The organism is Blastococcus sp. KM273129 (assembly GCF_021698995.1).
GTDB lineage: Bacteria > Actinomycetota > Actinomycetes > Mycobacteriales > Geodermatophilaceae > Blastococcus.
Genome location: NZ_SSXB01000017.1, coordinates 26,108 through 50,471, shown reverse-complemented (window position 1 = coordinate 50,471; position 24,364 = coordinate 26,108). Strand labels below are relative to the sequence as shown.

Genomic DNA, 24,364 nt, shown 5'->3' with positions numbered 1-24,364 from the left:
CGGAGGTGCTCCGGGGGCCGGTGCTGGGAGACTCGCGGCATGGAATTCGTGCTGATCGCGATCGCGATCCTGGTCGTGGCGCTGATCCTCGGGGTCAGCCTCCTCGTCGGCCGCGGCAGGCGGACCACGCGTCTCGACGACGACGCCGTCAGCGGCACGACGCTCACCCGGCCGCGGCCCCCCGCACCCCCGGCGGAGCCACCGCGGCCCACGGGCGCCACCGCCTCGGGCCAGGGCCTGCAGGACCAGCCCGACGCGGTCGTCCCCGACGCGCCGCCCACGGTCGAGCTGCCCCCGGCCGAGCCCGAGCCGGGGCTGGTGTTCGACCAGCCGGCCCCCTCGGCCGGCCGGCTGGTGCGGCTGCGCTCGCGGCTGGCCCGGTCGCAGTCCTCGCTCGGCCGCGGCCTGCTCACCGTGCTCGCCCGCGAGAAGCTGACCGAGGACGACTGGGAGGAGATCGAGGAGACCCTGCTCGCCGCCGACGTCGGCGTCTCCGCGACGACCCAGATCGTCGAGCGGCTGCGCACCCAGTCGATGGTGCTGGCCACCGCGTCGGGCGCCGAGCTGCGCGACCTCCTCGTCGACAACCTCACCGCCGTCCTGGGCCCGGACCTCGACCGGACCCTGGGCACCTCCCGGCACGAGGGCCGGCCCGGCGTGGTGCTGGTGGTGGGCGTCAACGGCGCCGGCAAGACGACCACCGTCGGCAAGCTCGCGCGCGTGCTCGTCGGCGACGGCAAGAGCGTCGTCCTGGGTGCGGCCGACACGTTCCGCGCCGCCGCCGCCGACCAGCTGGAGACCTGGGGCGAGCGGGTGGGCGTGCTCACCGTCCGCGGCCGCGAGGGCGGCGACCCGGCGGCGGTGGCGTTCGAGGCGGTGCGCACCGGCGTCGAGGCGGAGGTGGACACCGTCGTCGTCGACACCGCCGGCCGGCTGCACACCAAGTCGGGGCTCATGGACGAGCTGGGCAAGGTGAAGCGGGTCGTGGAGAAGCAGTCGCCGGTCACCGAGGTGCTGCTGGTGCTCGACGCCACCACCGGCCAGAACGGCGTCGTGCAGGCCCGCGTGTTCACCGAGGCGGTCGAGGTCACCGGTGTCGTGCTCACCAAGCTCGACGGCACCGCCAAGGGCGGCATCGTCGTCCGGGTGCAGCAGGAGCTGGGCATCCCGGTGAAGCTGATCGGGCTGGGGGAGGGCCCCGACGACCTCGCGCCGTTCGAGCCGCGGGAGTTCGCCGAGGGGCTGGTCGGCGAGGGGTGATCCCCGCGATCGGTGGGTGAGGGAGGGCTCCGGGCGGGCGCGCAACACGGACGCAACGTGACCGCGGGACACGCGGCGAGGAGTTCACGCCCGTGAAACGCGGCGCCGACATCGCCGGAAACACGCGCCCGGCACGGTGAACACCGCGTCGCCCCTCCCGCACGGAGGGCCCGAGCCCACCGATCCGGCCGCCCGGCCGACGACCCGACACAGGAGGTTGCCGTGGTCAACACCGGCGACACCGCCTGGATCCTCACCAGCGCGGCGCTCGTGCTGCTGATGACGCCAGGCCTCGCGCTCTTCTACGGCGGCATGGTCCGCGCGAAGAGCGTCCTCAACATGATGATGATGAGCTTCGGGGCGCTGGCGCTGATCAGCGTCCTCTGGGTGCTCTACGGCTACTCCATCGCCTTCGGAGACAGCGTCGGCGGCGCCGGCCTGCTCGGCGACCCGCTGGAGTACTTCGGGCTGAACGGCCTGATGGAGGACGCCACCAGCGAGGCCGGCGGCCTGCCCGTCATGGCCTTCGTCGGCTTCCAGGCCGTCTTCGCGATCATCACCGTCGCGCTGATCTCCGGCGCCATCGCCGACCGCGCCAAGTTCGGCGCGTGGATGGTCTTCGCCGGCATCTGGGCCACCATCGTGTACTTCCCCGTCGCCCACTGGGTCTTCGCCTTCGACGGCGACGACGTCATCGGCGGCTGGATCGCCAACGACCTGGCGGCGCTCGACTTCGCCGGCGGCACCGCCGTCCACATCAACGCCGGTGCGGCCGGCCTGGCGCTGGCCCTGGTGCTCGGCAAGCGGCGCGGGTTCGGCCGCGAGGCCATGCGCCCGCACAACCTGCCGCTGGTGATGATCGGTGCCGGGCTGCTGTGGTTCGGCTGGTTCGGCTTCAACGCCGGCTCCGCGCTGGCCGCGAACAACACCGCCGCGGTGGCCTGGGTCAACACCCTCGTCGCCACGGGTGCCGCCATCCTCGGCTGGCTCCTCGTGGAGAAGGTGCGCGACGGTCACTCCACGTCGCTGGGCGCCGCCTCCGGCGTCGTCGCCGGCCTGGTGGCCATCACCCCGGCCTGCAACGCGGTCTCGCCGATCGGCGCGATCATCATCGGCGTCGTCGCCGGTGCGCTCTGCGCCCTGGCCGTGGGCCTGAAGTACACGCTGGGCTACGACGACTCGCTCGACGTCGTCGGTGTCCACCTCGTCGGCGGCCTCTGGGGCACCATCGCCATCGGTTTCCTCGGTACGGCGGCCGCTCCGTCCGGCGTCGACGGCCTCTTCTACGGTGGTGGCGTCGACCAGCTCTGGCGTCAGGTCGTCGGTGCCCTCGCCGTCCTGGCGTTCTCCTTCGTCGTCACCCTGCTGATCGGCTTCGTGATCCAGAAGACGATGGGCTTCCGCATCGCGGAGGACGACGAGGTCGCAGGTATCGACACCGTCGTGCACGCGGAGTCCGGCTACGACTTCGCGTCGCTCGGCAGCAGTGGTTCCACCGCCCCGCTGGCCGGCCAGGCGCGTGCCGAGGCCCGCAACACCGAGAGGACGCTGGCATGAAGCTGGTCACCGCGATCGTCAAGCCGTTCAAGCTGGACGACGTCAAGAACGCCCTCGAGCTGATCGGCATCGCCGGGCTCACCGTCAGCGAGGTCCAGGGCTTCGGCCGCCAGCGCGGCCACACCGAGGTCTACCGCGGCGCGGAGTACCAGGTGGACTTCGTGCCCAAGGTCCGCATCGAGGTGGTCGTCAGCGAGCTGGACGCCGCCCGGGTCGTGGACGCCGTCGTCGAGGCGGCCTCCACCGGCCAGATCGGGGACGGGAAGGTGTGGGTCACCACGATCGACGAGATCGTGCGGGTCCGCACCGGGGAGCGCGGCGACGACGCCCTGTAGGCGAGCGCTCCGCGCGTAGCTCAACGGCGTCGGCCGGGGTGGTGGGGTGGCCCGCCCCCCGGCCGGCGCCTTTCCATCCGGGCCGTACCGAGGGGGAGTCGTGCTGGACACCGAGGCGCTGGCGGAGCTGCCCCGCGCGGAGCGGGTCGAGGCCCTGGACGCGTGGCTCGCCGGGCTGCTGGCGGACGCCGTGGGGGGTACCCCGCCCGCCCGCGCCCGGCGCGGGGGGCCGCCGCCCCGCACGGGCACCGACGGCCTCGCGCTCGTCGCCGTCGGCAGCCTCGGCCGCCGGGAGCTGCCGCCGCACGGCGACCTGGACCTGGTGCTGGTGCACGAGGACCGGCCGGAGGTCGCCGCCGTCGCCGACGCGCTCTGGTACCCCGTCTGGGACGCCGGCCTGCGGCTGGACCACTCGGTGCGGTCGGTCGCCGAGGCGGTCGGTGTCGCCTCGACCGACGTGAAGGCCGGGCTCGGGCTCCTGGACGCGCGGCTGGTCGCCGGTGACGCGGCGCTCGCCGCCCGGCTGCGCACGGCGACGCTGGCCAGCTGGCGCCAGCACGCCGCCCGGCTGCTGCCCCAGCTGCGCGACCTGCGCCGGGACCGCGCCCGCCGGCTCGGCGAGCTCGCCTTCCTGCTCGAGCCCGACCTCAAGGAGGCCTACGGCGGCCTGCGCGAGGGGCAGGTGCTGCGCGCGGCCGCCGCCGCCCAGCTCGCCGACGAGCCCGCCGCCGAGGTCGAGCAGGCCTACGGCTTCCTCCTGGACGTGCGCGACGAGCTGCGCCGGCGGTCCGGGCGGGCGGCCGACGTCCTGGTGCGCCAGGAGCAGCGGGCGATCGCCGCTGCGCTGGGGCTTGCCGACGAGGACGCGCTGCTGCGCGAGGTCAGCCTGGCCGGCCGGCGGCTGGCATTCGTCGCCGACGAGACCTGGCGGCGGGTGGAGGCCGGGCTGGTCCGCCGCCCCCGCGGCCGTTACCGCCGGGTGCGCCGCGAGCCGCTGGCCGAGGGCGTCGTCCGGCAGGGGGACGAGGTGGTCCTCGCGCGGGACGCCCGCCCCGCCGCCGATCCGGGGCTGGTGCTGCGGGCCGCGGCGGCCGCGGCGCGGGCCGACCTGCTGCTCTCGCCGTACACGCTCAAGGTGCTGGCGGTGCACAGCCCGCCGATGCCCGAGCCGTGGCCGGCCGAGGCGCGGTGGTCCTTCCTGCGCGTGCTGGCCAGCGGCCGGTCCGCGGTGCCGGTGCTGGAGCAGCTGGACCAGGAGGGCCTGCTGGCCCGGCTGCTGCCGGAGTGGGACCGGGTCCGCTCGCTGCCGCAGCGGCATCCGTGGCACCGGTTCACCGTCGACCGGCACCTCGTCGAGGCCGCCGCGGCCGCTTCCGAGCTGACCCGCGACGTCGACCGGCCCGACCTGCTGCTGGTGGCCTCGCTGCTGCACGACATCGGCAAGGGCTGGCCCGGCGACCACAGCGTGGTGGGGGAGCCGATCGCGGCCGCGATCGGCGCGCGGATGGGCTTCGCCGAGGCCGACGTCGCGACGCTGGGCACCCTGGTGCGCCACCACCTGCTCCTCCCGGCGACGGCGACCCGGCGGGACATCGACGACCCGGCCACCATCGAGCGGGTGGCCGCCACCATCGGGCGCGACCCCTCGGTGCTCCAGCTGCTGCACGCGCTGGCCCAGGCCGACGGCGCGGCGACGAGCGCGTCGGCGTGGTCGCCGTGGAAGGCGCACCTGGTGGCGGCGCTGGTCGCCCGGGTGCAGGCCGAGCTCGGCGGCACCCCGCTGCCGGCGCCCGAACCCGTGCTGCACCCGGCGCCCCGCGCCCAGGCGACGGTGCAGGTGCCCGGGCTCCCGGGTGCGACGCGGGGCGTGACCGTCGCGATCGAGGAGGTGGCCGACGGGCAGCAGGTCACGATCGGCGCCCCCGACCGGCCCGGCCTGCTCAGCACCTGCGCCGGCGTGCTCGCGCTCAACCAGCTCGACGTGCGGGCGGCGAAGATGACCGTGGCCGACGGGTACGCGACCGGCGTGTACTCGGTGCGCCCGCGGTTCGGCCGGGCGCCGGTGCCCGAGATCCTGGCCGACGGCGTGCGGGCCGCGCTCGAGGGCACGCTCCGGCTGGCCGAGCGGCTGCGCCAGCGGGAGGCCGACTACCGCGAGGAGGCCCGGTCGGCGCCGCCGCGCATCTCCTGGCACAACCACGAGGTGAGCGGTCGCGCCACCGGCATCGTCGAGGTGCGGGCGGGGGACCGGGCGGGGTTGCTCTACCGGCTGACCGCAGCGATCGCGGCGGAGGGGCTCGACGTCACGTCGGCCCGCATCGAGACCTTGGGGGGCGACGCGGTCGACTGCTTCTACGTCGCCAACCCCTCGGGCTCCCCGGTGGACCAGGGGCAGCGCGAGCGGGTGGATGCCGCGCTCGTCGCGGCCACCCGTGGCCCGGCGGTGGCCGTGGGGACCGACACGCCGTCCTGAGCTACCCGGTTCTGTCGGAGGTCCGTGCGACGGTCGGCGTGGATCGGGACGGACCGGTCCCACCGGCCGAGAGGAGCCTGCTCGTGGACAGCCGCCACTGGCCCTGCCCGTCCTGCGGGGACGACCGCGACTTCGTGCAGCCGCCGTGCGCCGACGGCCACACCGAGGACGGTGGCGAGTGCCCCGAGTGGGCGTGCGCCGACTGCGGCGCGGCGCTGGTGGTCGGCGACGTGCTCGCCGGTGCCACCGGCACGGGGGCCCGCCGCGCCGCCTGACGGCCGTCAGCGGACGGTGAGCGCCACCCGGCCGGAGCCGGCGAGCGCCCCGTCGTCGACGAAGGCGATCCACCCGCCGCGCAGCAGCACCGTCTCGATCAGCTCGTCGACGACGTCGTCGACCACGTCCGGGTGCTCGACGTCGTCGGCCGGGGTGAGGAAGTCGCCGTCGGGGCTGAGCCGGGCGGCGTGGGTGAAGCCCTCCTCGACGGCGAGCATCTCCGGGCGTTCCCGCCGCGCGGCCAGCCAGCAGGCGTCGATGCCCTCCACCACGGCGTGCCGCGACCGCCGCCGGTCCAGGTGCTCCAGCGCCTCGTCCTGCCGGGAGCGGAGGTAGGCCTCGAGCACCTCCCTGATCCGGGGCACGAGGGCGGTCACGGGGGCCCGGGTGAGGTTCGCGTCCACCGTGCCGGCCAGGCGGGCGGTGTTCCGGGACTGCCGGCGGAACCGCCCGACGACCCGTTCGGCGCCCACCAGCACCAGCGGCGCGGGGTGCAGCCGCAGGTAGGTGCCCAGCGCCTCGTCCACCCGGCGGAGGAACGCGTCGAGCGGCGCGGTCTCCGCGGTGAGGGGGAACGAGGTGCGCGGCGGCGGGCGCAGGTCGTCGGCCACCCCCACCACGAGGCGGGCCTCGGCCTCGCTCAGCAGCAGGACGACGTGCTGGGGTGTCCGGTGCAGGGCGCGCACGAGGTCGCGGGTCGCGAAGGTGCGGTCGACCACCACGCGGTCGGGGACGGGTACCGGGAGCCGGACCACCTCGCGCAGGTGCGGGCTGACGTAGAGGGCGATCGCGGACCCGGTCGCCTGCCGCGCGACGCCGGCGACCACCTCGTCGAGGGCCGCCCTCAGCAGGTGGGGGTCGGGTGGGCCGTCCCCCGCCAGGCGCCCAGCGGCGTCGTCGACCAACCGGCGGAGCCGCCGCAGGTCGGTGTCGGTCATGCGGGGCGCCGGCGTGGTCGAGGCCAGGACGCTGATGCAGGGATCCGCGCGGACCGACTGGAGCAGGAGCACCTGGCCGGGGGAGGGCCAGGTCACGCGGGCGGCGGGCGTGGGGGCCAGTGACGGCACGGGCGTCTCCCGGGCTGCGGCGAGGTCTCCCCCGGTCCCGGTGGGACCGGCCGTGCCCGGGCCGAGGCCGGGACTGACGGGCAGCGGCTGCGTCCTGCGCGTCGGGTACTCCCCTCGCACGAAGTACGGTATGCGAAATCAAATGCGCATGGCAAGGGAGCGGTGATGGGCGCATGCATGAGGTCCAGGACGTGACGGGTGGCGGGGCGGGGTGGACCTTCCTGTCCAACCACGGGCACGTGCTCGTCAGCCTGGCCGCCGACCCCGACGTCCGGATGCGGGACGTCGCGGCCCGGGTCGGCATCACCGAGCGGGCCGTCCAGATGATCGTCGGCGACCTCGAGCGCGCCGGGTACGTGGTCCGGGAGCGGATCGGCCGGCGCAACCGCTACACCGTGGTGGGGCACGGGCGGTTCCGCCACGACCTGGAGCGGCACGTCCGGATCGGCGACTTCCTGGCGCTCGTCCTGGACGGCGCGGGCGGCGAGGAGGCCGGGCACCGCCCCTGAGCCCGGCGCTCCCATCGACCCGCCGGGTACGGCTCACCCACCCCCGCACGCCTCGCGGTGGCGGCCGCCCGGCCACCGGGTGGATACGCTGGGGGTCAGGAGGCGCGAGGGCCCGGCACGGCCGGGCCTGTCGCCGGTCGTCGGGCCGGCGGGCCGCGCCACGAGCTCTGACGAGGACGTGCTGTGTTCGAGACCCTCTCCGACCGCCTCGACAAGGTCTTCACCGGCCTGCGGGGCAAGGGTCGGCTCTCCGACGCCGACATCGACGCGACGGCGCGCGAGATCCGCATCGCGCTGCTCGAGGCCGACGTCGCGCTGCCGGCGGTGCGGGCTTTCATCACCGCGGTCAAGGAGCGCGCCCGCGGGGCGGAGGTCTCCCAGGCGCTCAACCCGGCGCAGCAGGTCATCAAGATCGTCAACGAGGAGCTCATCCAGATCCTCGGTGGCGAGACCCGTCGCATCCGGCTGGCCAAGACCTCGCCGACGGTCATCATGCTGGCCGGTCTGCAGGGTGCCGGTAAGACCACCCTCGCCGGGAAGCTCGGCCGCTGGCTGAAGTCGCAGGGGCACACGCCGCTGCTGGTGGCCGCCGACCTGCAGCGCCCGAACGCGGTCAACCAGCTGTCGATCGTGGCCGGCCAGGCCGGCGTCGACGTCTTCGCGCCCGAGCCGGGCAACGGCGTCGGCGACCCGGTGCAGGTGGCCCGCGACTCCATCGACCACGCCCGCCGCACCATGCACGACGTCGTCGTCGTCGACACCGCCGGCCGGCTGGGCATCGACGCCGAGCTGATGCAGCAGGCGGCCGACATCCGCGACGCCGTGCGGCCCGACGAGACGCTGTTCGTCGTCGACGCGATGATCGGCCAGGACGCGGTCACCACCGCGCAGGCCTTCCAGGAGGGCGTCGGCTTCTCCGGCGTCGTCCTCACCAAGCTCGACGGCGACGCCCGCGGTGGTGCCGCGCTCTCGGTGCGCTACGTGACCGGCCAGCCGATCATGTTCGCCTCCACCGGCGAGAAGCTCAGCGACTTCGACGTCTTCCACCCCGAGCGGATGGCCTCGCGCATCCTCGGCATGGGCGACGTGCTCAGCCTCATCGAGCAGGCGGAGCGGACGTTCGACGCCGAGCAGGCCGAGCGGATGGCCGGCAAGCTCGCCGCCCGCGAGGGCTTCACCCTCGAGGACTTCCTCGAGCAGATGATGGCCATCCGCAAGATGGGCCCCATCGCCAACCTGCTCGGCATGCTCCCGGGCGCGGGGCAGATGAAGGAGCAGCTCAAGCAGGTCGACGACCGCGACCTGGACCGCACCGCGGCGATCATCCAGTCGATGACCCCCGCGGAGCGGGCCAACTCGAAGATCATCAACGCGTCGCGGCGGGTGCGCATCGCCAACGGCTCCGGGGTGACCGTCACCGAGGTCAACGGCCTGCTGGAGCGCTTCGCCCAGGCCCAGAAGATGATGGGCCAGATGGCCGGCAGCATGGGCCTGCCCGGCATGGGCCCCATGTCGAAGAAGGCCCGCGGCCGGCAGATGCAGGCGCAGGCCAAGAAGGGCAAGGGGAAGAAGGGCAAGGGCAAGGGTGGCCCGGCCCGCCGCCCCGCCGGCGCCCCCGGCGTGCCCCCGGGCGCGGGGTTCCCGGGCGGCGCCAACCCCTTCGGCGGCGCCGGCATGCCGGGCCTGCCGCCGGGCCAGGGCCTGCCCGACCTCACCAAGCTGAACTTCGACCAGTTCAAGGACGGCAACGGGCGGTGAGCGCCCCCGCCCTCCACCTCTCCGGTGTGGTGCTGCCCGAGGAGGAGCACCGCGACGTCTGGGTCCGTGACGGGCGGTTCACCTTCGAGCCGGTCCCGGGCGCGGAGACGGTCAGCCGCGGCGGCTGGCTGCTGCCCGGCCTGGTCGACGCGCACTGCCACGTCGGCATCGCCCGCGGCGGCGGGCACGTCGAGGACATCGCCCACGCGCGCCAGCAGGCGCTGACCGAGCGGGACGCCGGGGTGCTGGCGCTGCGCGACTGCGGCTCGCCGGTCGACACCCGGGAGCTGGACGGCGACCCCGAGCTGCCGACGATCATCCGGGCCGGGCGGCACATCGCCCGCACCCGCCGGTACATCCCCGGCCTCGGCGTCGAGATCGAGCCGGAGGACCTGGTCGAGCAGACCCGCGTGCAGGCCCGCCGCGGCGACGGCTGGGTGAAGCTCGTCGGCGACTGGATCGACCGCTCGGTCGGCGACCTGGCGCCCGAGTGGCCGGCCGACGTCGTCGCCGCGGCGATCGCCGCCGCGCACGAGGAGGGTGCCCGGGTCACCGCGCACACCTTCGGCACCGACGCGCTGCCCGCGCTGATCGAGGCCGGCATCGACTGCATCGAGCACGGCACGGGGCTCACCGAGGAGCTCATCGGCGAGATGGCCCGCCGCGGGACCGCCGTCGTCCCCACGCTGGTCAACGTGGAGAACTTCCCGGGCTTCGCCGCGGCGGGGGAGAAGAAGTTCCCGAGCTACGCCAGCACGATGCGGCGGCTGTACGCGAACTCGGGCGCCGTCGTGCGGGCCGCGTTCGAGGCGGGCGTCCCGGTGTACGCGGGCACCGACGCCGGCGGCGGCATCGACCACGGCGTCATCGCCGACGAGATCCGGGCGCTGTGCCAGGCCGGCCTCCCGGCCCAGGCGGCGCTGGCCGCCGGCTCGTGGCGGGCGCGGGAGTGGCTGGGCCTGCGCGGCATCGAGGAGGGGGCGACGGCCGACGTCGTCGTCTACGAGACCGACCCGCGCGCTGACCTCGACGTGCTCCGGCGACCGCAGCGCACCGTCCTCCGGGGCCGCGTCGTCGCCTGAGGGCCGCCCCTCAGTTGATGCAGCCGGTGTCGGCGGCGGTGCGGGCGCCCTCGCCCTCGGCCGGTGCCGACGGCGGCTGGGCGGTCACGGCCTGGCCGATGCCGTTGAAGTCCGCGCCCAGGACCAGCTGCACGGTGCCCGGCGCGGCGTCGTCGACGAGCCGGACGACGGCGCCGGGGACGACGGCGGCGAGCGCGGCGGCCAGCGCCTCGTCGCCCGCGGCGTGCCGGATCTCGGTCTGCTCGTAGCCGGAGCTGTCGGCGTTGCCGGTGGAGACGACGGGGAAGCCACCCTCCTCGAGCTCGGCCTGCGCGTCGGCCGCCAGGCCGCTCGTGCCCGATCCGTTGAAGACCGCGACCGGGACGTCGGCGGGGTCGGCGGCCTCCGGCGGCACCGCTTCCTCGGCGGGGGCCTCCTCGGGCTCGGACGAGAGCTCGGCGAAGAAGCGCTCGAGCGTCGCCTCGTCCTCCAGCCGGACGATCGAGGCGGCACCCTCCCGGTCGATCCCGAGGTTGGGCACGGTCTGGAACTCGATGCTGCCCGTGGTCACCGACTGCATCTGCTCGGCGAGCCGCAGCAGGTTCAGGTCCTCGTCCACCGTGAGCGACTCCGCGGCGGCCTGCACGAGCTCGCGCTGCTTGCCGAGGTCGAGCAGCACGTCCTGGGAGAGCATCTTGCGCAGCACGCCGGCGATGAACACCTGCTGGCGGACGATGCGGTCGAAGTCACCTCCTGGGAGGCCGTGCCGCTGGCGGACGAACTTCAGCGCGTCGGCGCCGCTGATCGTCTGCGGGCCGGCCGGGAAGTACGCACCGGACCACTCGCGGTCGTCGACGGCGTCGCAGAGGTTCACCTCGACGCCGCCCACGACGCTGGAGAGCTCGAAGAAGCCCAGCAGGTCCACCTCGGCGTAGTGGTCGATCTGCAGCCCGGTGAGCCGGCTGATCGTCCGGACCAGCAGCTGCGCCCCGGCCGCCTCGCGGGCGGCCTCGCTCCGGGCGTCGGCGTCGGTGTAGCCGTAGGCGTAGGCGGCGTTGAGCTTGTCCTCGCCGTAGCCAGGGATCTCCACCCAGGAGTCGCGCGGGAACGAGACGAACGAGGCACGCGACCCGTCGGCGGGCACGTGCACCAGGATGATCGTGTCGGTGTTGATGCCGGAGTCGGTGCCGGCCTGGAGCTCGGCCAGCTGCTCCTCGGTGAGGCTGCTGCGGCTGTCGTTGCCGACCAGCAGCAGGTTCATCGCCTCGCCGTCGCCGTCGTTGCCCTCGGTGGGGATGGCGTCGGTGCGGTTCACCGTCGCGTCGGCGACCTGGCCGAGGTACCAGCCCCAGCCCGAGCCCGCGAGCAGCAGCACCGACAGCAGCCCGGCGACCACACGGCTGCCGGTCACGAGCCGGCGGCGGCCGCCCTGCTCCCGCAGCCCGGCCGCGCTGGACCCGGTCCGGGGACGCGGGCGACCGCCGGCGCGGGGGTCCAGGCGCGGGGGGAGCGGCCGGGCGCCCTGCTGGTCGCGGTCTCGGCCCACTGGTTCCTCGCTCACGCCGGTCGGCCCCGCGACGGGGGCGTGGATGCGCCTCTGACCGGCCCGATCGTAGCCAGGTCGGCCCGCCCGGGGAGCGTCCGCGAGGTGCCGACCGGGCACCGGCGCTGTTGACTGGGCGCATGGTCACCCCGATCCCGGAGCCCGACCGCCCGCTCGACCCCGGCGAGCCCGTGCCCGACGACCCGGGCGAGCTCTCGCCGGACACGCCCGACACGCTGCCGCCCGCGCCGGTCGAGCCCTCGCCCGACGACCCCGGTGGCGACCCGGGCGGGGTGCCCGAACCGGCCTGATCAGGAGGGCGGGGCCAGGTCCAGGGTCACCCGCGTCCCGGCCGGCGAGGACGACACGTGCAGCCGTCCGCCGGAGGCCTCGGCCGTCCGCCGGGCGATGTCGAGGCCGAGCCCGGTGGAGCCGCCGCCGCTGCGCCCGCGGGCGAGCAGCTCCGCGGCGTCCAGCCCCGGTCCACCGTCGGCGACCGTGACCAGCGCCCCGCCGCCCTCCCGCACCCGGACCTCCACGCCCACGGGGGTGCCTTCGGGCGTGTGCTGGAAGACGTTGCCCAGCAGCGCGTCGACGGCGGCCGCGAGGTCGTCGGCGGGCACCCGCACCGGGAGCGCCCCGGAACTCCCGGTGAACCGGAGGGCGCGTCCCTCGTCCTCGGCGAGCACCGACCAGAAGGCGACCCGGTCGGTCACCACCGTGGAGGCGTCGCAGCCCGTACCGAGCCCTTCCCGCAGCGGGCGGCGGGCCTCGGCGATCACCGCGTCCACGGTGCGGCCCAGCGCGTCGACGTCGTCCCGGATCCGGGCGCGCTCGGCCGCGGGGAGCCCCTCCGCATCCAGCCGCAGGGCGGTCAGCGGTGTGCGCAGCCGGTGCGCCAGGTCGGCCGCGGCCTCGCGCTCGGCCAGCAGGAGCTCGCCGATCCGGTCGGCCAGCCGGTTCACCGCCTCGCCCACCTCGCGCACCTCCGGCGGGCCGGCGACGGTGGCGCGCGCGGTCAGGTCGCCGCCGCCGAGCCGGTGCGCGGTGGACGCCAGATCGGTCACCGGGCGGGTGAGCGAGCGGGCCAACCGGTCCGCGACCACGAGCGCCAGCCCGAGCAGCGCGATGCCCAGCCCGGTCAGCACCGCCCAGGTGCGGGCGACGCCCGCCCGCAGCTGCTCGGAGGGCACGAGCACCTCGATGACCGCCGTCCCGTCGGGACGGTCCACCGGCTGGACCAGGCGCGTCCCCGCAGCCGACTCGTCGACCACCGGGCTGGCGGGCGGGCTCGTCGTGCTGCCCGGCTCGCCGAGCCAGGTGGTCCCGTCGGTCCAGAGCACCCCCAGCCGTGTCGCCCCGGTCAACCCCGCCAGGTCCGCGGCGACCCGGTCCCGGTCCTCGAGACCCACCGACGGCAGCAGGAACTGCAGCTGCGCCTGACCCGCGTCCAGGGCTCGCGCCTCGGCGACCCGGGCGACCAGGGACGCGGCGGGGAGGAGGAAGGCGAGCAGGACCACCGAGGTCGTCGCGGCCACCAGCAGGGTGATGCGGCCCCTCACGGCTCGGGCTCGGTCAGGCGGACGCCGACGCCGCGGACCGTCTGCAGCATCCGCGCACCCTCGGCACCCAGCTTGCGGCGGAGCCAGGACAGGTGGACGTCGACGGTCTTGTCCGGACCGCCGTAGGGCAGCTGCCACACCTCCGCGAGCAGCTCCCGTCTCGGGACGACCGCGCCCGCCCGCGCCGCCAGGTACGCCAGCAGGTCGAACTCCCTCGGGGCCAGCTCGACCGCCCGGCCGGCGTAGCTGACCCGGCGGCCCCGCGGGTCGACGGTCAGGTCCCCGATCCTGAGCTCGGTCTCCTCCCGGTCTGCCGCGCCGCTCCGGCGGAGCACCGCGCGGATGCGGGCGTCGAGCTGGTCGGCGCTGTACGGCTTGCGGACGTAGTCGTCCGCCCCGGCATCGAGGACCCGCACGATGCTCCCGTCGTCGTCCCGCGCCGTCGCCACGATCACCGGGACGGACGACACCGCACGGAGCATCCGCAGCAGCTCCCCGCCGTCGAGATCGGGGAGGCCGAGGTCGAGCACGACCAGGTCCGGGCGGCCGTCGACGGCCTGGCGCAGCCCGTCCAGCGCCGTACCGGCCGAGCTGACCGCGTGCCCCCGGTCGCGCAGCGCCCGGATGAGCGCCGAGCGGATGCGCTCGTCGTCCTCGACGACCAGGAGTTGCGGCACGCTGCGGACGCTAGCGTTCCCGCCGTCCCCCGGAGGGAGATCGATCCCCTCCCTTGACGTCGTCTTGGGGTGGTCTTAACCCGCTCCGCCGGAGGGTCTGACCCATGACACGAACCAGCATGAGACGACCGGTCCTCCTCGGCGCCGCCTGGACCGCCTCGGCGGCTGCAGCGATCGGTCTGGGTTTCCTCGCGGTGTCCCTCGTGGACGCCTCGGCGTCCCCGGGCACGTCGCCCGTCGCGGCCACCACGTCGTCCTCGACCGCGCCGGAGCGCACGGGATCCGCACCGGACGGGTCCCCGCCCGAGCCGCTCGCGTCCCCGGCCTCGGCGACCGGTGAGTACGCGACGTCCGGCGGCACCGTGTTCGCCGACTGCAGCAGCGGCACGCCCGTCCTGGCGGGCGTGCCCGCGCCTGGCTGGTGGGTGGATCCCTCCGACGACGTGGGGAAGATGGAGTTCGAGAACGACGACGACGACATCGACGTGCACGTCGCCTGCATCGACGGCGCACCCCGTTTCGCCCTGGACGACTCGGCGTTCCGGTCGCCGTCCGCGTGGACGGGCCCCGCCGGTCCTGGGAGACTCCTGTCGTGCTGCTGCGGATGTCGACCCTGTTCCTGCGGACCCTCCGGGACGACCCGGCCGACGCCGAGGTCGCCAGCCACCGGTTGCTCGCGCGGGCCGGCTACATCCGGCGGGCCGCCCCCGGTGGGTTCACCTGGCTGCCGCTGGGCTTCCGCGTCTTCCGCAACGTCGAGCGCATCATCCGCGAGGAGATGGACGCGATGGGCGCGCAGGAGGTGCACTTCCCCGCGCTGCTGCCCAAGGAGCCCTACGAGGCCACCGGCCGCTGGACCGAGTACGGCGACAACCTCTTCCGGCTGAAGGACCGCCGCGGGGTGGACCACCTGCTCGGCCCCACGCACGAGGAGATGTTCACGCTCCTGGTGAAGGACCTGTACTCGTCCTACAAGGACCTGCCGCTCTCGCTGTACCAGATCCAGACCAAGTTCCGGGACGAGGCGCGGCCCCGGGCCGGCCTGCTGCGCGGCCGCGAGTTCACGATGAAGGACAGCTACTCCTTCGACGTCGACGACGCCGGGCTGGACAAGTCCTACGCCGCGCACCGCGACGCCTACATCAGGATCTTCGACCGGCTGGGCCTCGAGTACGCCATCGTCTCGGCGATGTCGGGGGCCATGGGCGGCTCGAAGAGCGAGGAGTTCCTGCACCCGACCGAGATCGGCGAGGACACCTTCGTCCGGTCGGCCGGCGGCTACGCGGCCAACGTCGAGGCGGTCACCACCGTCGTCCCCGACGACATCCCGCTCGAGGGCCTGCCCGAGGCGCACGTCGAGGACACCCCCGACACCCCGACCATCGAGACGCTGGTCGCCGCCGCGCAGGAGATGTTCCCCGAGGAGGGCTACACCGCGGCCTCGACGCTGAAGAACGTCGTCGTCCTGCTGGTGCACCCCGACGGCACCCGCGAGCCGCTGGTCATCGGCATCCCCGGCGACCGCGAGGTCGACCTCAAGCGGCTGGAGGCCCAGGTGGTCCCGGCCGAGGTCGAGCCGTTCGCCGACTTCGACGAGCACCCGGCGCTGGTCAAGGGCTACATCGGCCCGCAGGCGCTCGGCAGCGGGAGCCGGTCGGGGATCCGCTACCTGGTCGACCCGCGCGTGGTCACCGGCACCCGCTGGATCACCGGCGCCAACGAGCCCGGCAAGCACGTGTTCGACCTGGTCGCCGGCCGCGACTTCACCTGGGACGGCGTCATCGAGGCCGCCGAGGTGCTCGCCGGCGACCCCGCGCCCGACGGCTCGGGCCCGCTGGAGCTCGCCCGCGGCGTGGAGATCGGCCACATCTTCCAGCTCGGCCGCAAGTACGCCGAGGCGCTGGAGCTGAAGGTCCTCGACGAGAACGGCAAGCTCGTCACGGTCACGATGGGCTCCTACGGCATCGGTGTCTCACGCGCGGTGGCCGCGATCGCCGAGTCCACCCACGACGAGCTGGGCCTGGTCTGGCCCCGCGAGGTCGCCCCGGCCGACGTCCACGTCGTCGCCACCGGCAAGGACGCCGCCGTCTTCGAGGCCGCCGACGCGCTGGCCCGTGAGCTCGTGGACGCGGGCCTCACGGTGCTCTACGACGACCGGCCGAAGGTCTCGCCCGGGGTGAAGTTCAAGGACGCCGAGCTGCTCGGCATGCCGACGATCGTCACCGTGGGCCGCGGCCTGGCCGAGGGCGTGATCGAGGTGCGCGACCGGGCCACCGGCGAGCGCGAGGAGGTCCCCGTGGCCGACGCCGCCGCCCGCGTGGTGGCCGCCGTCCGGAGGTAGCCTCCCGGCCCCGTCCAGAGGCTCGCGTCCGAGCTCGCGAGGCCGGGAGGAGGTCGGGGTCCTTCTTCTGGCATCATGGTCGGTCGAACACGGCGTCGGCGGCCCTCTCACCGGTGACGTGCGTGTCCCTGGCTCCGCCCCGGCGTACCCCCACACGTCGCTCCGGCGAGCACCCGAAAACGCGTTCGAGGAGAACACCACACACCGTGGCCACCAAGATCAAGCTCATGCGCCTGGGCAAGATGCGCGCCCCGTACTACCGCATCGTCGTCGCCGACGCCCGCACCAAGCGGGACGGTCGCTCGATCGAGACGATCGGCAAGTACCACCCGAAGGAGGAGCCCTCCTTCATCGAGGTCGACAGCGAGCGGGCGCAGTACTGGCTGGGTGTCGGCGCGCAGCCGACCGAGGCCGTCGCCGCCATCTTCCGCGTGACCGGTGACTGGCAGAAGTTCAAGGGCGAGCCGGCCCCGGCCCCCATGAAGGTCGCTGCCCCGAAGCCGGACAAGAAGGCCCTCTACGAGGAGGCCGTCCGGGCGGGCATGGACGAGCCGGCCGCCGGCGCCACCACCCCGAAGAAGAAGGCCGCCCCGAAGGCCGACGCCCCCGCGGCGGACGCCGCCGAGGCTGCTCCGGCCGAGACGCCGGCCGAGTAAGACGTGCTCGAAGAAGCGCTCGAGCACCTGGTCAGGGGCATCGTCGACAACCCCGACGACGTCACCGTCGACCTGCTCACCAACCGCCGCGGCAAGACCCTCGAGGTCCGGGTCCACCCGGACGACCTCGGCAAGGTCATCGGTCGGGGCGGGCGCACCGCCAAGGCGCTGCGCCAGGTGATGACCGGGGTCGGCGGACGGGGCCTGCGGGTCGACGTCGTCGACACCGACGGGCGCTGAGCACCGGCTCCTTTGAGCACGCAGGACGAATACACCGACACCGTGGTGGTCGGCCGCATCGGCCGGCCCCACGGTGTCCGTGGTCTGGCCACCGTCGAGGTCCGCACCGACGACCCGGAGGGGCGCTTCGCCCCCGGGGCGGTGCTCCTGACCGACCCGGCCGACCGCGGCCCGCTGACCGTCGTCGACCGGCGGTGGCACAGCGGCACGCTGCTGCTCCAGCTCGCCGGGCCCGGCGGCGGCGTCTACGACGTCCGCGAGGCCGTCGACGAGCTGCGCAACACCCTCCTGCTCGTCCGGGTCGCCGACCTGCCCGAGCTCGACGACCCCGAGTCCTACTACGACCACCAGCTCGTCGGGCTGGCCGCCCGGCTCCCCGACGGGACTGTGCTGGGCGAGGTCACCGCGGTGCGCCACGAGGCGCAGGACCTGCTGGTCGTCCGCAGGGCCGAGGGCGGGGACGCGCTGGTCCCGTTCGTGACGGCGATCGTGCCGACCGTCGACGTCGCCGGCGGCTTCGTCGTGGTCGACCCGCCCGAGGGGCTGCTCGACCTGTGAGCTTCCGGATCGACGTCGTCACGATCTTCCCGGAGTACCTGGCGCCGCTGCGCCAGTCGCTGCTGGGCAAGGCCATCGAGCGGGGCCTGGTCACCGTCGGTGTCCACGACCTGCGCCAGTGGACCGACGACGTGCACCGCACCGTCGACGACGCCCCCTACGGCGGCGGCCCGGGCATGGTGATGAAGCCCGAGCCGTGGGGCCGCGCGCTCGACGCCGTCCGCCCGCCCGGCACGCGGCTGGTGGTCCCGACCCCCGCCGGGCGCCCGTTCACCCACGCGATGGCGGTGGAGTGGGCGGCCGAGCCGGGGCTGGTCTTCGCCTGCGGCCGCTACGAGGGCATCGACCAGCGCGTCGCCGACTGGGCCGCCGAGGCGGGCCCGGTCTCCGAGGTCTCCATCGGCGACTACGTGCTCGCCGGCGGTGAGTCCGCCGTGCTCGTGATGACCGAGGCCGTCACCCGGCTTCTCCCCGGGGTGCTCGGCAACCGGGAGTCCGCCGAGCTCGACTCGCACGCCGACGGGCTGCTCGAGGGCCCCTCGTACACGCGGCCGGCGAACTGGCGGGGCCACGAGGTGCCGCCGGTGCTGCTGTCGGGCGACCACGCGGCCATCGCGCGCTGGCGGCGGGCAGAGTCGCTGCGCCGGACCGCCGCCCGCCGTCCCGACCTGCTGGCCGCCCTGCCCGAGGACGCCCTCACCGACGCGGAGCGGGCGGCGCTGGCCGGTGGCTGACCGGCCCGTGCAGCGGACGACGGCGCGCGTCGTCGTCCTCGACCCCGACGGCCGGGTGCTGCTGCTCGGCGCCCGCCTGCCCGACTCGTCCGTGCCGCCCGGCGAGGTGCTGTTCTGGTACACGCCCGGCGGGGGGGTGGAGGACGGCGAGACGCTGCGCGCGGCCGCCGTCCGGGAGCTCGCCGAGGAGATCGGGCTGCACGTCGGGCCGGCCGCGCTGGAGGGCCCGGTGTGGCTGCGCCGGCACGTCGGACCTTTCGGCGCGCAGGTCTTCGACACCCGCGAGACCTTCTTCGTGCTTCGCGACGTCGTCCACGACGTGGTCCCCGGGGCGCTCACCGAGCTCGAGGTCCTCGCCGACGAGCCGCACCGGTGGTGGACGACGGCCGAGCTCGCGGCCGGCGACGCCTTCGTCCCGGCCGACCTCGCCGCGCTGGTGGCGGAGCTGCGGGCGGGGCCGTGGACGGGGCCGCCGCGCATCGTCGGCTGACGGTGTGGCACAGTAGAGAGTCGCTGCTGACCGACGGCCGGGCTGTCGGGAGCTCCGCACCGGAGCCGCAGCTCCCCGGAACGGACAGCCGGGGCAAGCCGCTGTCCGGACCGAGAACGAGCCACCTGAGACTGAGGACTGCCGAGATGAACACCCTGGACGCACTCGACGCCGACTCGTTGCGCGACGACATCCCCTCGTTCCGCCCGGGTGACACCGTCAAGGTGCACGTCCGCGTCATCGAGGGCAACCGCTCGCGCATCCAGGTCTTCCAGGGCGTCGTCATCCGCCGTCAGGGCGGCGGCATCCGCGAGACCTTCACCGTGCGCAAGGTCAGCTTCGGTGTCGGGGTCGAGCGCACCTTCCCGGTGCACACCCCCGTCGTCGAGAAGATCGAGGTGCTGACCCGCGGTGACGTGCGCCGCGCCAAGCTCTACTACCTCCGCGAGCTGCGCGGCAAGGCCGCCAAGATCAAGGAGAAGCGCGAGACCGTCGCGCGCTGACCTCTCCGCGAGGACACGTCCCCGGCCGGCTCGACCGGCTGGAACCCGGCGGGCCCCCCGCGCCGTACGCTGGCTCCTGATGAGCAGCGACCGGCCCGGGGGGCCCGCCGACGTCGTCCCGGGTGAGCCCGACGAGCCCGACGACAGCACGGGAGCCGCGCCGGCGGCCGACGCTGCCCGCCGCCGCAGGGGTGGCGCGAAGAAGGGCTCCCTGCTGCGCGAGCTGCCGGTCCTGCTGCTGATCGCGTTCGTGCTCGCCCTGGTCGTCAAGACCTTCTTCGTGCAGGCGTTCTTCATCCCGTCCGGCTCGATGGAGCAGACGCTGCACGGCTGCACCGGTTGCACAGGTGACCGGGTGCTGGTCAACAAGGTGCCCTACTGGTTCGGCGAGCCCGAGCCCGGCGACATCGTGGTGTTCCGGGGCCCCGACACGTGGACGCCGGAGATCGCGGTCGACGACCCGGACAACTGGTTCACCGGCGCGCTGCTGTGGCTCGGCCGCACGATCGGGGTGGCGCCGCCGAGCGAGGACGACTTCGTCAAGCGCGTCATCGCCACCGAGGGGCAGACCGTCCAGTGCTGCGACGTCGAGGGCCGGGTCACCGTCGACGGCGAGCCGCTGGACGAGCCCTACATCCACGAGGACTCGCCGATCGAGAGCCGGCCGTTCGGTCCGGTGACGGTGCCCGAGGGCCGGCTGTGGGTCATGGGTGACCACCGGTCGGCGTCGGCGGACTCGCGCTCCCACGTGGGCGACCAGTACGCGGGCACCATCGCCGTCGACGACGTCATCGGCAAGGCTGCGGTCATCGTCTGGCCGCTGGACCGGTTCGGGCTGCTGGACTCACCCGACATCCAGGGCCTGGAGGCCAGCGGGACGGTGCCGCCGGTCGCGCCCGTGGGAGCGGCCGGTGCGGTGGCGGTGCTGCCCTGGGCGGTCGGGCTGGCGGGAGCGGTGCCGCTCACCGCCTGGCGCCGGGTGCGGAGGAACCCGCCGCCGCGGTGACCACGGGCCGTTACGGGTGTGATCGGCGCATGCACACGGAATGGCCTCGAGAACTGATCGAAGAAATGCTGGAAAAGCATTCAAGCAACCGTTTCACCCTTCCGATGGACTGATTGCACGTTCCCGGAAGTGAAACGGAGTCAGTTGTGTCTGCACCCATGGCGAGCACCGCGCGCGGCATCACCCGCGTGCTCCTCCTCGCCGACGCGCCCGTCCTGCGCCGGGGGCTGGTGAGCATGATCAACGAGACGGCCGGCATGCAGGCGGTCGGCACCCCCGGCGAGCTGCGGCGGGCCCTCACGCTGGTCGAGTCCGCCCGCCCCGACGCCGTCGTGGTGGAGCTGGGCTCCGGCCGTGCGGCCACGCTGAACGTCTGCCGCGACCTGCGGCGCCGCTTCCCGCGGGTCACGATCGTCGCGCTGGCCACCTCGGAGGACCCGGCGGTGGTCAACGAGGCGCTGGCCGCCGGAATCCGCGGCTACCTGATGATCAACACCTCGCCGACGCTGCTCGGCTGGGCCGTCCTCGCCGCCCGTGCCGGGCGCACCGTGGTCGACCCGCAGATCCGCCGGGTGGAGCCCTCCGCGGTGCCCGCGGCCAAGCCGTTCACCCCCGAGGTCCCGCTGACCCGCCGCGAGCAGGACGTGCTCGACGAGCTGCTCCAGGGCCAGTCCAACCGCCAGATCGGCCGCAACCTATTCATCAGCGAGGACACCGTCAAGTCCCACGTGAAGGCGATCCTGCGCAAGCTGGGTGCCCGCGACCGGGCGCACGCGGTGTCGCTGGTCCTGTCCAACCGCACCCCGGGCTGCAGCTGCGGCGCGCACCCGGAACCGGTCGGCTCGCCCGAGGCGACCGCCGACGTCTGACCCGGTCATCCCCGGGCCCCCAGGCCGGTCCCCCTGCCCGGGGAGCCGGCCTGCGAGGCGTCCGGGGGGTGGTCGCGGGACCGGCGCGCCGTCGTACTGTCGTGCCGCGATGCCCGCTCGTCCCACCTCCACCCGATCCGCGCCGGCGGTCCCTGCCCGGCGCGGCGTCGCCGACGACCGGCCCGATGCGCTCTGGGACATGGAGCGCGCGCTGCGCCGGCGCGGGTTCTCGGCGATCGCCGGGGCCGACGAGGCCGGCCGGGGGGCCTGCGCCGGGCCGCTGGTCGCCGCGGCCTGCATCCTGCCCGCGGGGCGCCGCGGCCGCGTCCCGGGACTGGCCGACTCCAAGCTGCTCACCGCGGCCGCGCGGGAGCGGGCCTACGACGAGATCGTCGACCGCGCGGTCTCGTGGTCGGTCGTCGTCCTGCCGGTGGAGGACCTCGACGCCCGCGGCATGCACGTCACCAACATCGAGGCGCTGCGCCGCGCGGTCTGCGCGCTCGACCCCGGCCCGGACTACGTGCTGACCGACGGCTTCCCCGTGCCCGGGCTGGCCCGTCCGGGGCTGGCCGTGTGGAAGGGCGACCGGGTGGCCGCCTGCGTGGCCGCCGCCTCGGTGCTGGCCAAGGTGACGCGGGACCGCCTCATGCTGGAGCTGCACGAGCGCTGGCCGGAGTACGACTTCGCGGGCCACAAGGGCTACATCACCGACGTGCACACCGCGGCGCTGGAGCGCCACGGCCCGTGCCCCGCGCACCGGATGCGGTTCGTGAACGTCCGGAGCGCCCGCGACGCGCACGCCGCGCGGACCACCCACCTGACCGGTTCGGGCCCCATGGTCGATGATGGGACCATGCGCCCTGCGTCCCGAGCCCTGACGAGCACCGAGGACCGATGAGCACCGAGGACCTCGAGAAGTACGAGACCGAGATGGAGCTGCAGCTCTATCGCGAGTACCGGGACATCGTCCGGCAGTTCACCTACGTGGTGGAGACCGAGCGCCGGTTCTACCTGGCCAACTCCGTGGACCTGCAGGTGCGCGAGGCCGGGGGAGAGGTCTTCTTCGAGCTCAAGCTCTCCGACGCCTGGGTGTGGGACATGTACCGGCCCGCCCGGTTCGTGCGCAACGTGCGGGTGCTGACCTTCAAGGACGTCAACGTCGAGGAGCTCGACAAGCCCGACCTCGAGCTGCCGGACGGCCCCCGCCTCCCATAGCCGTCCACACCCCTCCGCGCCTTTCCACAGACTCCCGCCGGGGCTGGGCCCGCCCGGCCGGGAGCGGCACGGTCGGGGGGTGCCTCCCACGACCGACCTCGGCGCCCGCGGTGAACGCATCGCCGTCGCCCACCTGACCGACGCCGGCCTGCGCGTGCTGGACCGCAACTGGCGCTGCCGCGAGGGCGAGCTCGACCTCGTCGCGCGCGAGGGCGACGCCCTGGTCTTCTGCGAGGTGAAGACGCGGCGTGGCACCGGCTACGGCCACCCGGTGGAGGCGGTGACGCCGGCGAAGCGGCGCCGGATCCGGGTGCTGGCGCAGCGCTGGCTGGCCGCGCACGACGAGCACGCGCCCCAGGTGCGCTTCGACGTCGTGGGCGTGCTCGTCCACCCGGACCGCCCGGCGGTCGTCACGCACCTGCGGGGGGCGTTCTCGTGACGCTCGCCCGCACGTGGTCGGTCGGCCTCGCCGGGGTCCGCGGGGCCATGGTGGAGGTGGAGGTCGACATCGCCGCCGGGCTCCCCGGGGTGGCGCTGGTCGGGCTGCCCGACGCCGTGGTGCGCCAGTCGGTCGACCGGGTGCGTGCCGCGATCGCCAACGCCGGCGGCGAGTTCCCCGTCCGCCGGGTCACCATCGGGCTGTCGCCGGCGTCGATGCCCAAGCAGGGCAGCGGCTTCGACCTCGCCCTGGCCGCGGCCGTGCTCGCCGCCGCCGGGGCGGTGCCCGAGGCGGCCGTCGACCGGCTGGTGCTGCTGGGCGAGCTCGGGCTGGACGGCTCGGTGCGGGCGATCCGCGGCGTCCTGCCCGCCGTGCTCGCCGCCGCACGGGCCGGGCACGGGCAGGTCGTGGTCCCGGCGGCGAACGCGGCCGAGGCCGCCCTGGTCGACCGGGTCGAGGTGCTCGCCGTCGCCACCCTGGCCGAGCTGGTCGCCCACCTGCAGGGCGCCGAGCGGCTGGTGCCGCACGTCCGCGGTGCGCAGCCCGCGCAGCCGCCCGTCCCGGACCTCGGGGACGTCGTCGGGCAGGCCGCGGGCCGCCGGGCGGTGGAGATCGCCGCCGCCGGTGGGCACCACCTCCACCTCGCCGGGCCGCCCGGGGCCGGGAAGACGATGCTCGCCGAGCGGCTGCCCGGGCTGCTGCCGCCCCTGGACGAGGAGGCGGCGCTCGAGGTCACCGCCATCCACTCCATCGCGGGCACCCTGCCGCCGGAGGCGCCGCTGGTCACCCGGCCGACCTTCGAGGCGCCGCACCACTCGGCGACGATGGCGGCGCTGATCGGTGGCGGCTCGGGCCAGATCCGGCCCGGCGCGCTCTGCCGGGCCCACCGTGGCGTGCTCTTCCTGGACGAGGCGCCGGAGTTCCCGCGGGCGGTGCTCGACACGCTCCGCCAGCCGCTGGAACGCGGCCAGGTCACCATCCAGCGGGCCGCCGGTGCCGCCACGTTCCCGTGCCGGGCGCAGCTGGTGCTGGCCGCGAACCCCTGCCCGTGCGCGACCGCCGCGGGCGACACCGCCTGCACCTGCAGCCCGCTGGAGCGGCGGCGCTACCAGGCCCGCCTGTCCGGGCCGCTGCTGGACCGCGTGGACCTGCGGGTCGAGCTGCCGCCGGTCACCCGGGCGGCCTGGCTGGACGGCCTCCCGGCGCCGGAGTCCACCGCCGTCGTCGCCGCCCGG

At 74.8% G+C, this 24,364-nt stretch carries 25 protein-coding genes and 1 pseudogene; 22 read left to right on the top strand and 4 right to left on the bottom strand.

Features of this window, described 5'->3' with window-relative positions; translation table 11 throughout:
• Window positions 1-39: 39 nt before the first annotated feature.
• The 5 genes from ftsY (at window position 40) to E9565_RS07485 (ending at window position 5,900) form a co-directional block, all read left to right on the top strand.
• On the top strand, window positions 40-1,260 hold the full coding sequence (ftsY, locus tag E9565_RS07505) for a signal recognition particle-docking protein FtsY (RefSeq protein WP_236834452.1): 1,221 nt from the start codon (window positions 40-42) through the stop codon (window positions 1,258-1,260).
• Between the two features lie 222 nt (window positions 1,261-1,482).
• Window positions 1,483-2,817 carry an ammonium transporter gene (locus E9565_RS07500; RefSeq protein WP_236824571.1) on the top strand — a complete coding sequence of 445 codons (1,335 nt, stop codon included), beginning with the start codon at window positions 1,483-1,485 and terminating at the stop codon, window positions 2,815-2,817.
• The gene (locus tag E9565_RS07495) at window positions 2,814-3,152 is read left to right on the top strand and encodes a P-II family nitrogen regulator (RefSeq protein WP_026856120.1); all 339 of its coding nucleotides are present in this window, start codon (window positions 2,814-2,816) and stop codon (window positions 3,150-3,152) included. The genes E9565_RS07500 and E9565_RS07495 overlap by 4 nt, the downstream gene beginning before the upstream one ends.
• Window positions 3,153-3,252: 100 nt before the next feature.
• The gene (locus E9565_RS07490) at window positions 3,253-5,625 is read left to right on the top strand and encodes a [protein-PII] uridylyltransferase (protein WP_236834451.1); all 2,373 of its coding nucleotides are present in this window, start codon (window positions 3,253-3,255) and stop codon (window positions 5,623-5,625) included.
• 83 nt (window positions 5,626-5,708) lie between these two features.
• Window positions 5,709-5,900 (top strand): hypothetical protein, encoded by a 192-nt coding sequence (locus E9565_RS07485; protein ID WP_236824569.1) that lies wholly within the window; start codon window positions 5,709-5,711, stop codon window positions 5,898-5,900.
• Window positions 5,901-5,906: 6 nt separating this feature from the next.
• On the opposite strand, the gene E9565_RS07480 is transcribed toward E9565_RS07485, so the two are convergent.
• Window positions 5,907-6,968: a hypothetical protein gene (locus E9565_RS07480; protein ID WP_236834450.1), complete on the bottom strand. Its 1,062-nt coding sequence runs from the start codon at window positions 6,966-6,968 to the stop codon at window positions 5,907-5,909.
• 173 nt (window positions 6,969-7,141) lie between these two features.
• Here E9565_RS07480 and E9565_RS07475 point away from each other — a divergent pair, with 173 nt between their 5' ends.
• From E9565_RS07475 to E9565_RS07465, 3 genes are all read left to right on the top strand, one after another.
• On the top strand, window positions 7,142-7,477 hold the full coding sequence (locus E9565_RS07475) for a winged helix-turn-helix domain-containing protein (protein WP_236834449.1): 336 nt from the start codon (window positions 7,142-7,144) through the stop codon (window positions 7,475-7,477).
• Window positions 7,478-7,660: 183 nt separating this feature from the next.
• The gene (ffh, locus tag E9565_RS07470) at window positions 7,661-9,235 is read left to right on the top strand and encodes a signal recognition particle protein (RefSeq protein ID WP_236834448.1); all 1,575 of its coding nucleotides are present in this window, start codon (window positions 7,661-7,663) and stop codon (window positions 9,233-9,235) included.
• Entirely contained in the window at window positions 9,232-10,317 is a 1,086-nt protein-coding gene (locus E9565_RS07465) for an amidohydrolase family protein (protein WP_236834447.1), read from the top strand. Before ffh ends, E9565_RS07465 begins: the two co-directional genes overlap by 4 nt.
• Window positions 10,318-10,327: 10 nt before the next feature.
• Here E9565_RS07465 and E9565_RS07460 read toward each other — a convergent pair whose 3' ends face one another.
• Entirely contained in the window at window positions 10,328-11,857 is a 1,530-nt protein-coding gene (locus E9565_RS07460; protein WP_236834446.1) for an LCP family protein, read from the bottom strand.
• A 122-nt stretch (window positions 11,858-11,979) separates the two neighbouring features.
• Between E9565_RS07460 and E9565_RS07455 the strand changes: the two genes are divergently transcribed.
• The gene (locus tag E9565_RS07455) at window positions 11,980-12,150 is read left to right on the top strand and encodes a hypothetical protein (protein ID WP_236824563.1); all 171 of its coding nucleotides are present in this window, start codon (window positions 11,980-11,982) and stop codon (window positions 12,148-12,150) included.
• Here E9565_RS07455 and E9565_RS23155 read toward each other — a convergent pair whose 3' ends face one another.
• Together E9565_RS23155 and E9565_RS07445 are read right to left on the bottom strand one after the other, a co-directional pair.
• Entirely contained in the window at window positions 12,151-13,401 is a 1,251-nt protein-coding gene (locus E9565_RS23155) for a HAMP domain-containing sensor histidine kinase (protein ID WP_236824562.1), read from the bottom strand. It lies immediately after the preceding gene.
• Complete coding sequence (locus E9565_RS07445) at window positions 13,398-14,078, bottom strand: response regulator transcription factor (protein WP_236824561.1); 681 nt, start codon at window positions 14,076-14,078, stop codon at window positions 13,398-13,400. Before E9565_RS07445 ends, E9565_RS23155 begins: the two co-directional genes overlap by 4 nt.
• A gap of 592 nt (window positions 14,079-14,670) precedes the next feature.
• Here E9565_RS07445 and E9565_RS07440 point away from each other — a divergent pair.
• From E9565_RS07440 to E9565_RS07380, 13 genes and pseudogenes are all read left to right on the top strand, one after another.
• Window positions 14,671-16,419 (top strand): proline--tRNA ligase, encoded by a 1,749-nt coding sequence (locus E9565_RS07440; protein WP_236834445.1) that lies wholly within the window; start codon window positions 14,671-14,673, stop codon window positions 16,417-16,419.
• Between the two features lie 206 nt (window positions 16,420-16,625).
• On the top strand, window positions 16,626-17,075 hold the full coding sequence (rpsP, locus tag E9565_RS07435; protein ID WP_236824558.1) for a 30S ribosomal protein S16: 450 nt from the start codon (window positions 16,626-16,628) through the stop codon (window positions 17,073-17,075).
• Window positions 17,076-17,078: 3 nt separating this feature from the next.
• Window positions 17,079-17,315, top strand: a complete 237-nt coding sequence (locus E9565_RS07430) for an RNA-binding protein (protein ID WP_091933685.1) — start codon at window positions 17,079-17,081, stop codon at window positions 17,313-17,315.
• Between the two features lie 12 nt (window positions 17,316-17,327).
• Entirely contained in the window at window positions 17,328-17,873 is a 546-nt protein-coding gene (rimM, locus tag E9565_RS07425; protein WP_236834444.1) for a ribosome maturation factor RimM, read from the top strand.
• The gene (gene trmD, locus E9565_RS07420; RefSeq protein WP_236824556.1) at window positions 17,870-18,607 is read left to right on the top strand and encodes a tRNA (guanosine(37)-N1)-methyltransferase TrmD; all 738 of its coding nucleotides are present in this window, start codon (window positions 17,870-17,872) and stop codon (window positions 18,605-18,607) included. Before rimM ends, trmD begins: the two co-directional genes overlap by 4 nt.
• Entirely contained in the window at window positions 18,600-19,097 is a 498-nt protein-coding gene (locus E9565_RS07415; protein WP_236834443.1) for an NUDIX hydrolase, read from the top strand. The genes trmD and E9565_RS07415 overlap by 8 nt, the downstream gene beginning before the upstream one ends.
• A gap of 146 nt (window positions 19,098-19,243) precedes the next feature.
• Window positions 19,244-19,600: a 50S ribosomal protein L19 gene (gene rplS / locus E9565_RS07410; protein WP_091933693.1), complete on the top strand. Its 357-nt coding sequence runs from the start codon at window positions 19,244-19,246 to the stop codon at window positions 19,598-19,600.
• Between the two features lie 79 nt (window positions 19,601-19,679).
• Window positions 19,680-20,606 carry a signal peptidase I gene (gene lepB, locus E9565_RS07405; protein ID WP_236824554.1) on the top strand — a complete coding sequence of 309 codons (927 nt, stop codon included), beginning with the start codon at window positions 19,680-19,682 and terminating at the stop codon, window positions 20,604-20,606.
• A 146-nt stretch (window positions 20,607-20,752) separates the two neighbouring features.
• Entirely contained in the window at window positions 20,753-21,475 is a 723-nt protein-coding gene (locus E9565_RS07400) for a response regulator transcription factor (RefSeq protein ID WP_236834442.1), read from the top strand.
• 109 nt (window positions 21,476-21,584) lie between these two features.
• The gene (locus E9565_RS07395; RefSeq protein ID WP_236834441.1) at window positions 21,585-22,373 is read left to right on the top strand and encodes a ribonuclease HII; all 789 of its coding nucleotides are present in this window, start codon (window positions 21,585-21,587) and stop codon (window positions 22,371-22,373) included.
• Window positions 22,370-22,690, top strand: coding sequence for a DUF2469 domain-containing protein (locus E9565_RS07390; protein ID WP_029432918.1), 321 nt, complete (start codon window positions 22,370-22,372; stop codon window positions 22,688-22,690). The genes E9565_RS07395 and E9565_RS07390 overlap by 4 nt, the downstream gene beginning before the upstream one ends.
• 79 nt (window positions 22,691-22,769) lie before the next feature.
• A complete protein-coding gene (locus E9565_RS07385) occupies window positions 22,770-23,129 on the top strand; it encodes a YraN family protein (RefSeq protein ID WP_236824551.1) in 360 nt (119 codons plus the stop codon).
• A gap of 47 nt (window positions 23,130-23,176) precedes the next feature.
• Window positions 23,177-24,346: pseudogene (locus E9565_RS07380) on the top strand (YifB family Mg chelatase-like AAA ATPase); the annotation flags it as partial.
• Between the last annotated feature and the right edge of the window lie 18 nt (window positions 24,347-24,364).

Coding starts and splice junctions, on each gene's coding strand:
- ftsY (WP_236834452.1), top strand. CDS start 40: ATGGAATTCGTGCTGATCGCGATCGCGATCCTGGTCGTGGCGCTGATC.
- E9565_RS07495 (WP_026856120.1), top strand. CDS start 2,814: ATGAAGCTGGTCACCGCGATCGTCAAGCCGTTCAAGCTGGACGACGTC.
- E9565_RS07475 (WP_236834449.1), top strand. CDS start 7,142: ATGCATGAGGTCCAGGACGTGACGGGTGGCGGGGCGGGGTGGACCTTC.
- E9565_RS07455 (WP_236824563.1), top strand. CDS start 11,980: ATGGTCACCCCGATCCCGGAGCCCGACCGCCCGCTCGACCCCGGCGAG.
- rplS (WP_091933693.1), top strand. CDS start 19,244: ATGAACACCCTGGACGCACTCGACGCCGACTCGTTGCGCGACGACATC.
- lepB (WP_236824554.1), top strand. CDS start 19,680: ATGAGCAGCGACCGGCCCGGGGGGCCCGCCGACGTCGTCCCGGGTGAG.
- E9565_RS07395 (WP_236834441.1), top strand. CDS start 21,585: ATGCCCGCTCGTCCCACCTCCACCCGATCCGCGCCGGCGGTCCCTGCC.
- E9565_RS07390 (WP_029432918.1), top strand. CDS start 22,370: ATGAGCACCGAGGACCTCGAGAAGTACGAGACCGAGATGGAGCTGCAG.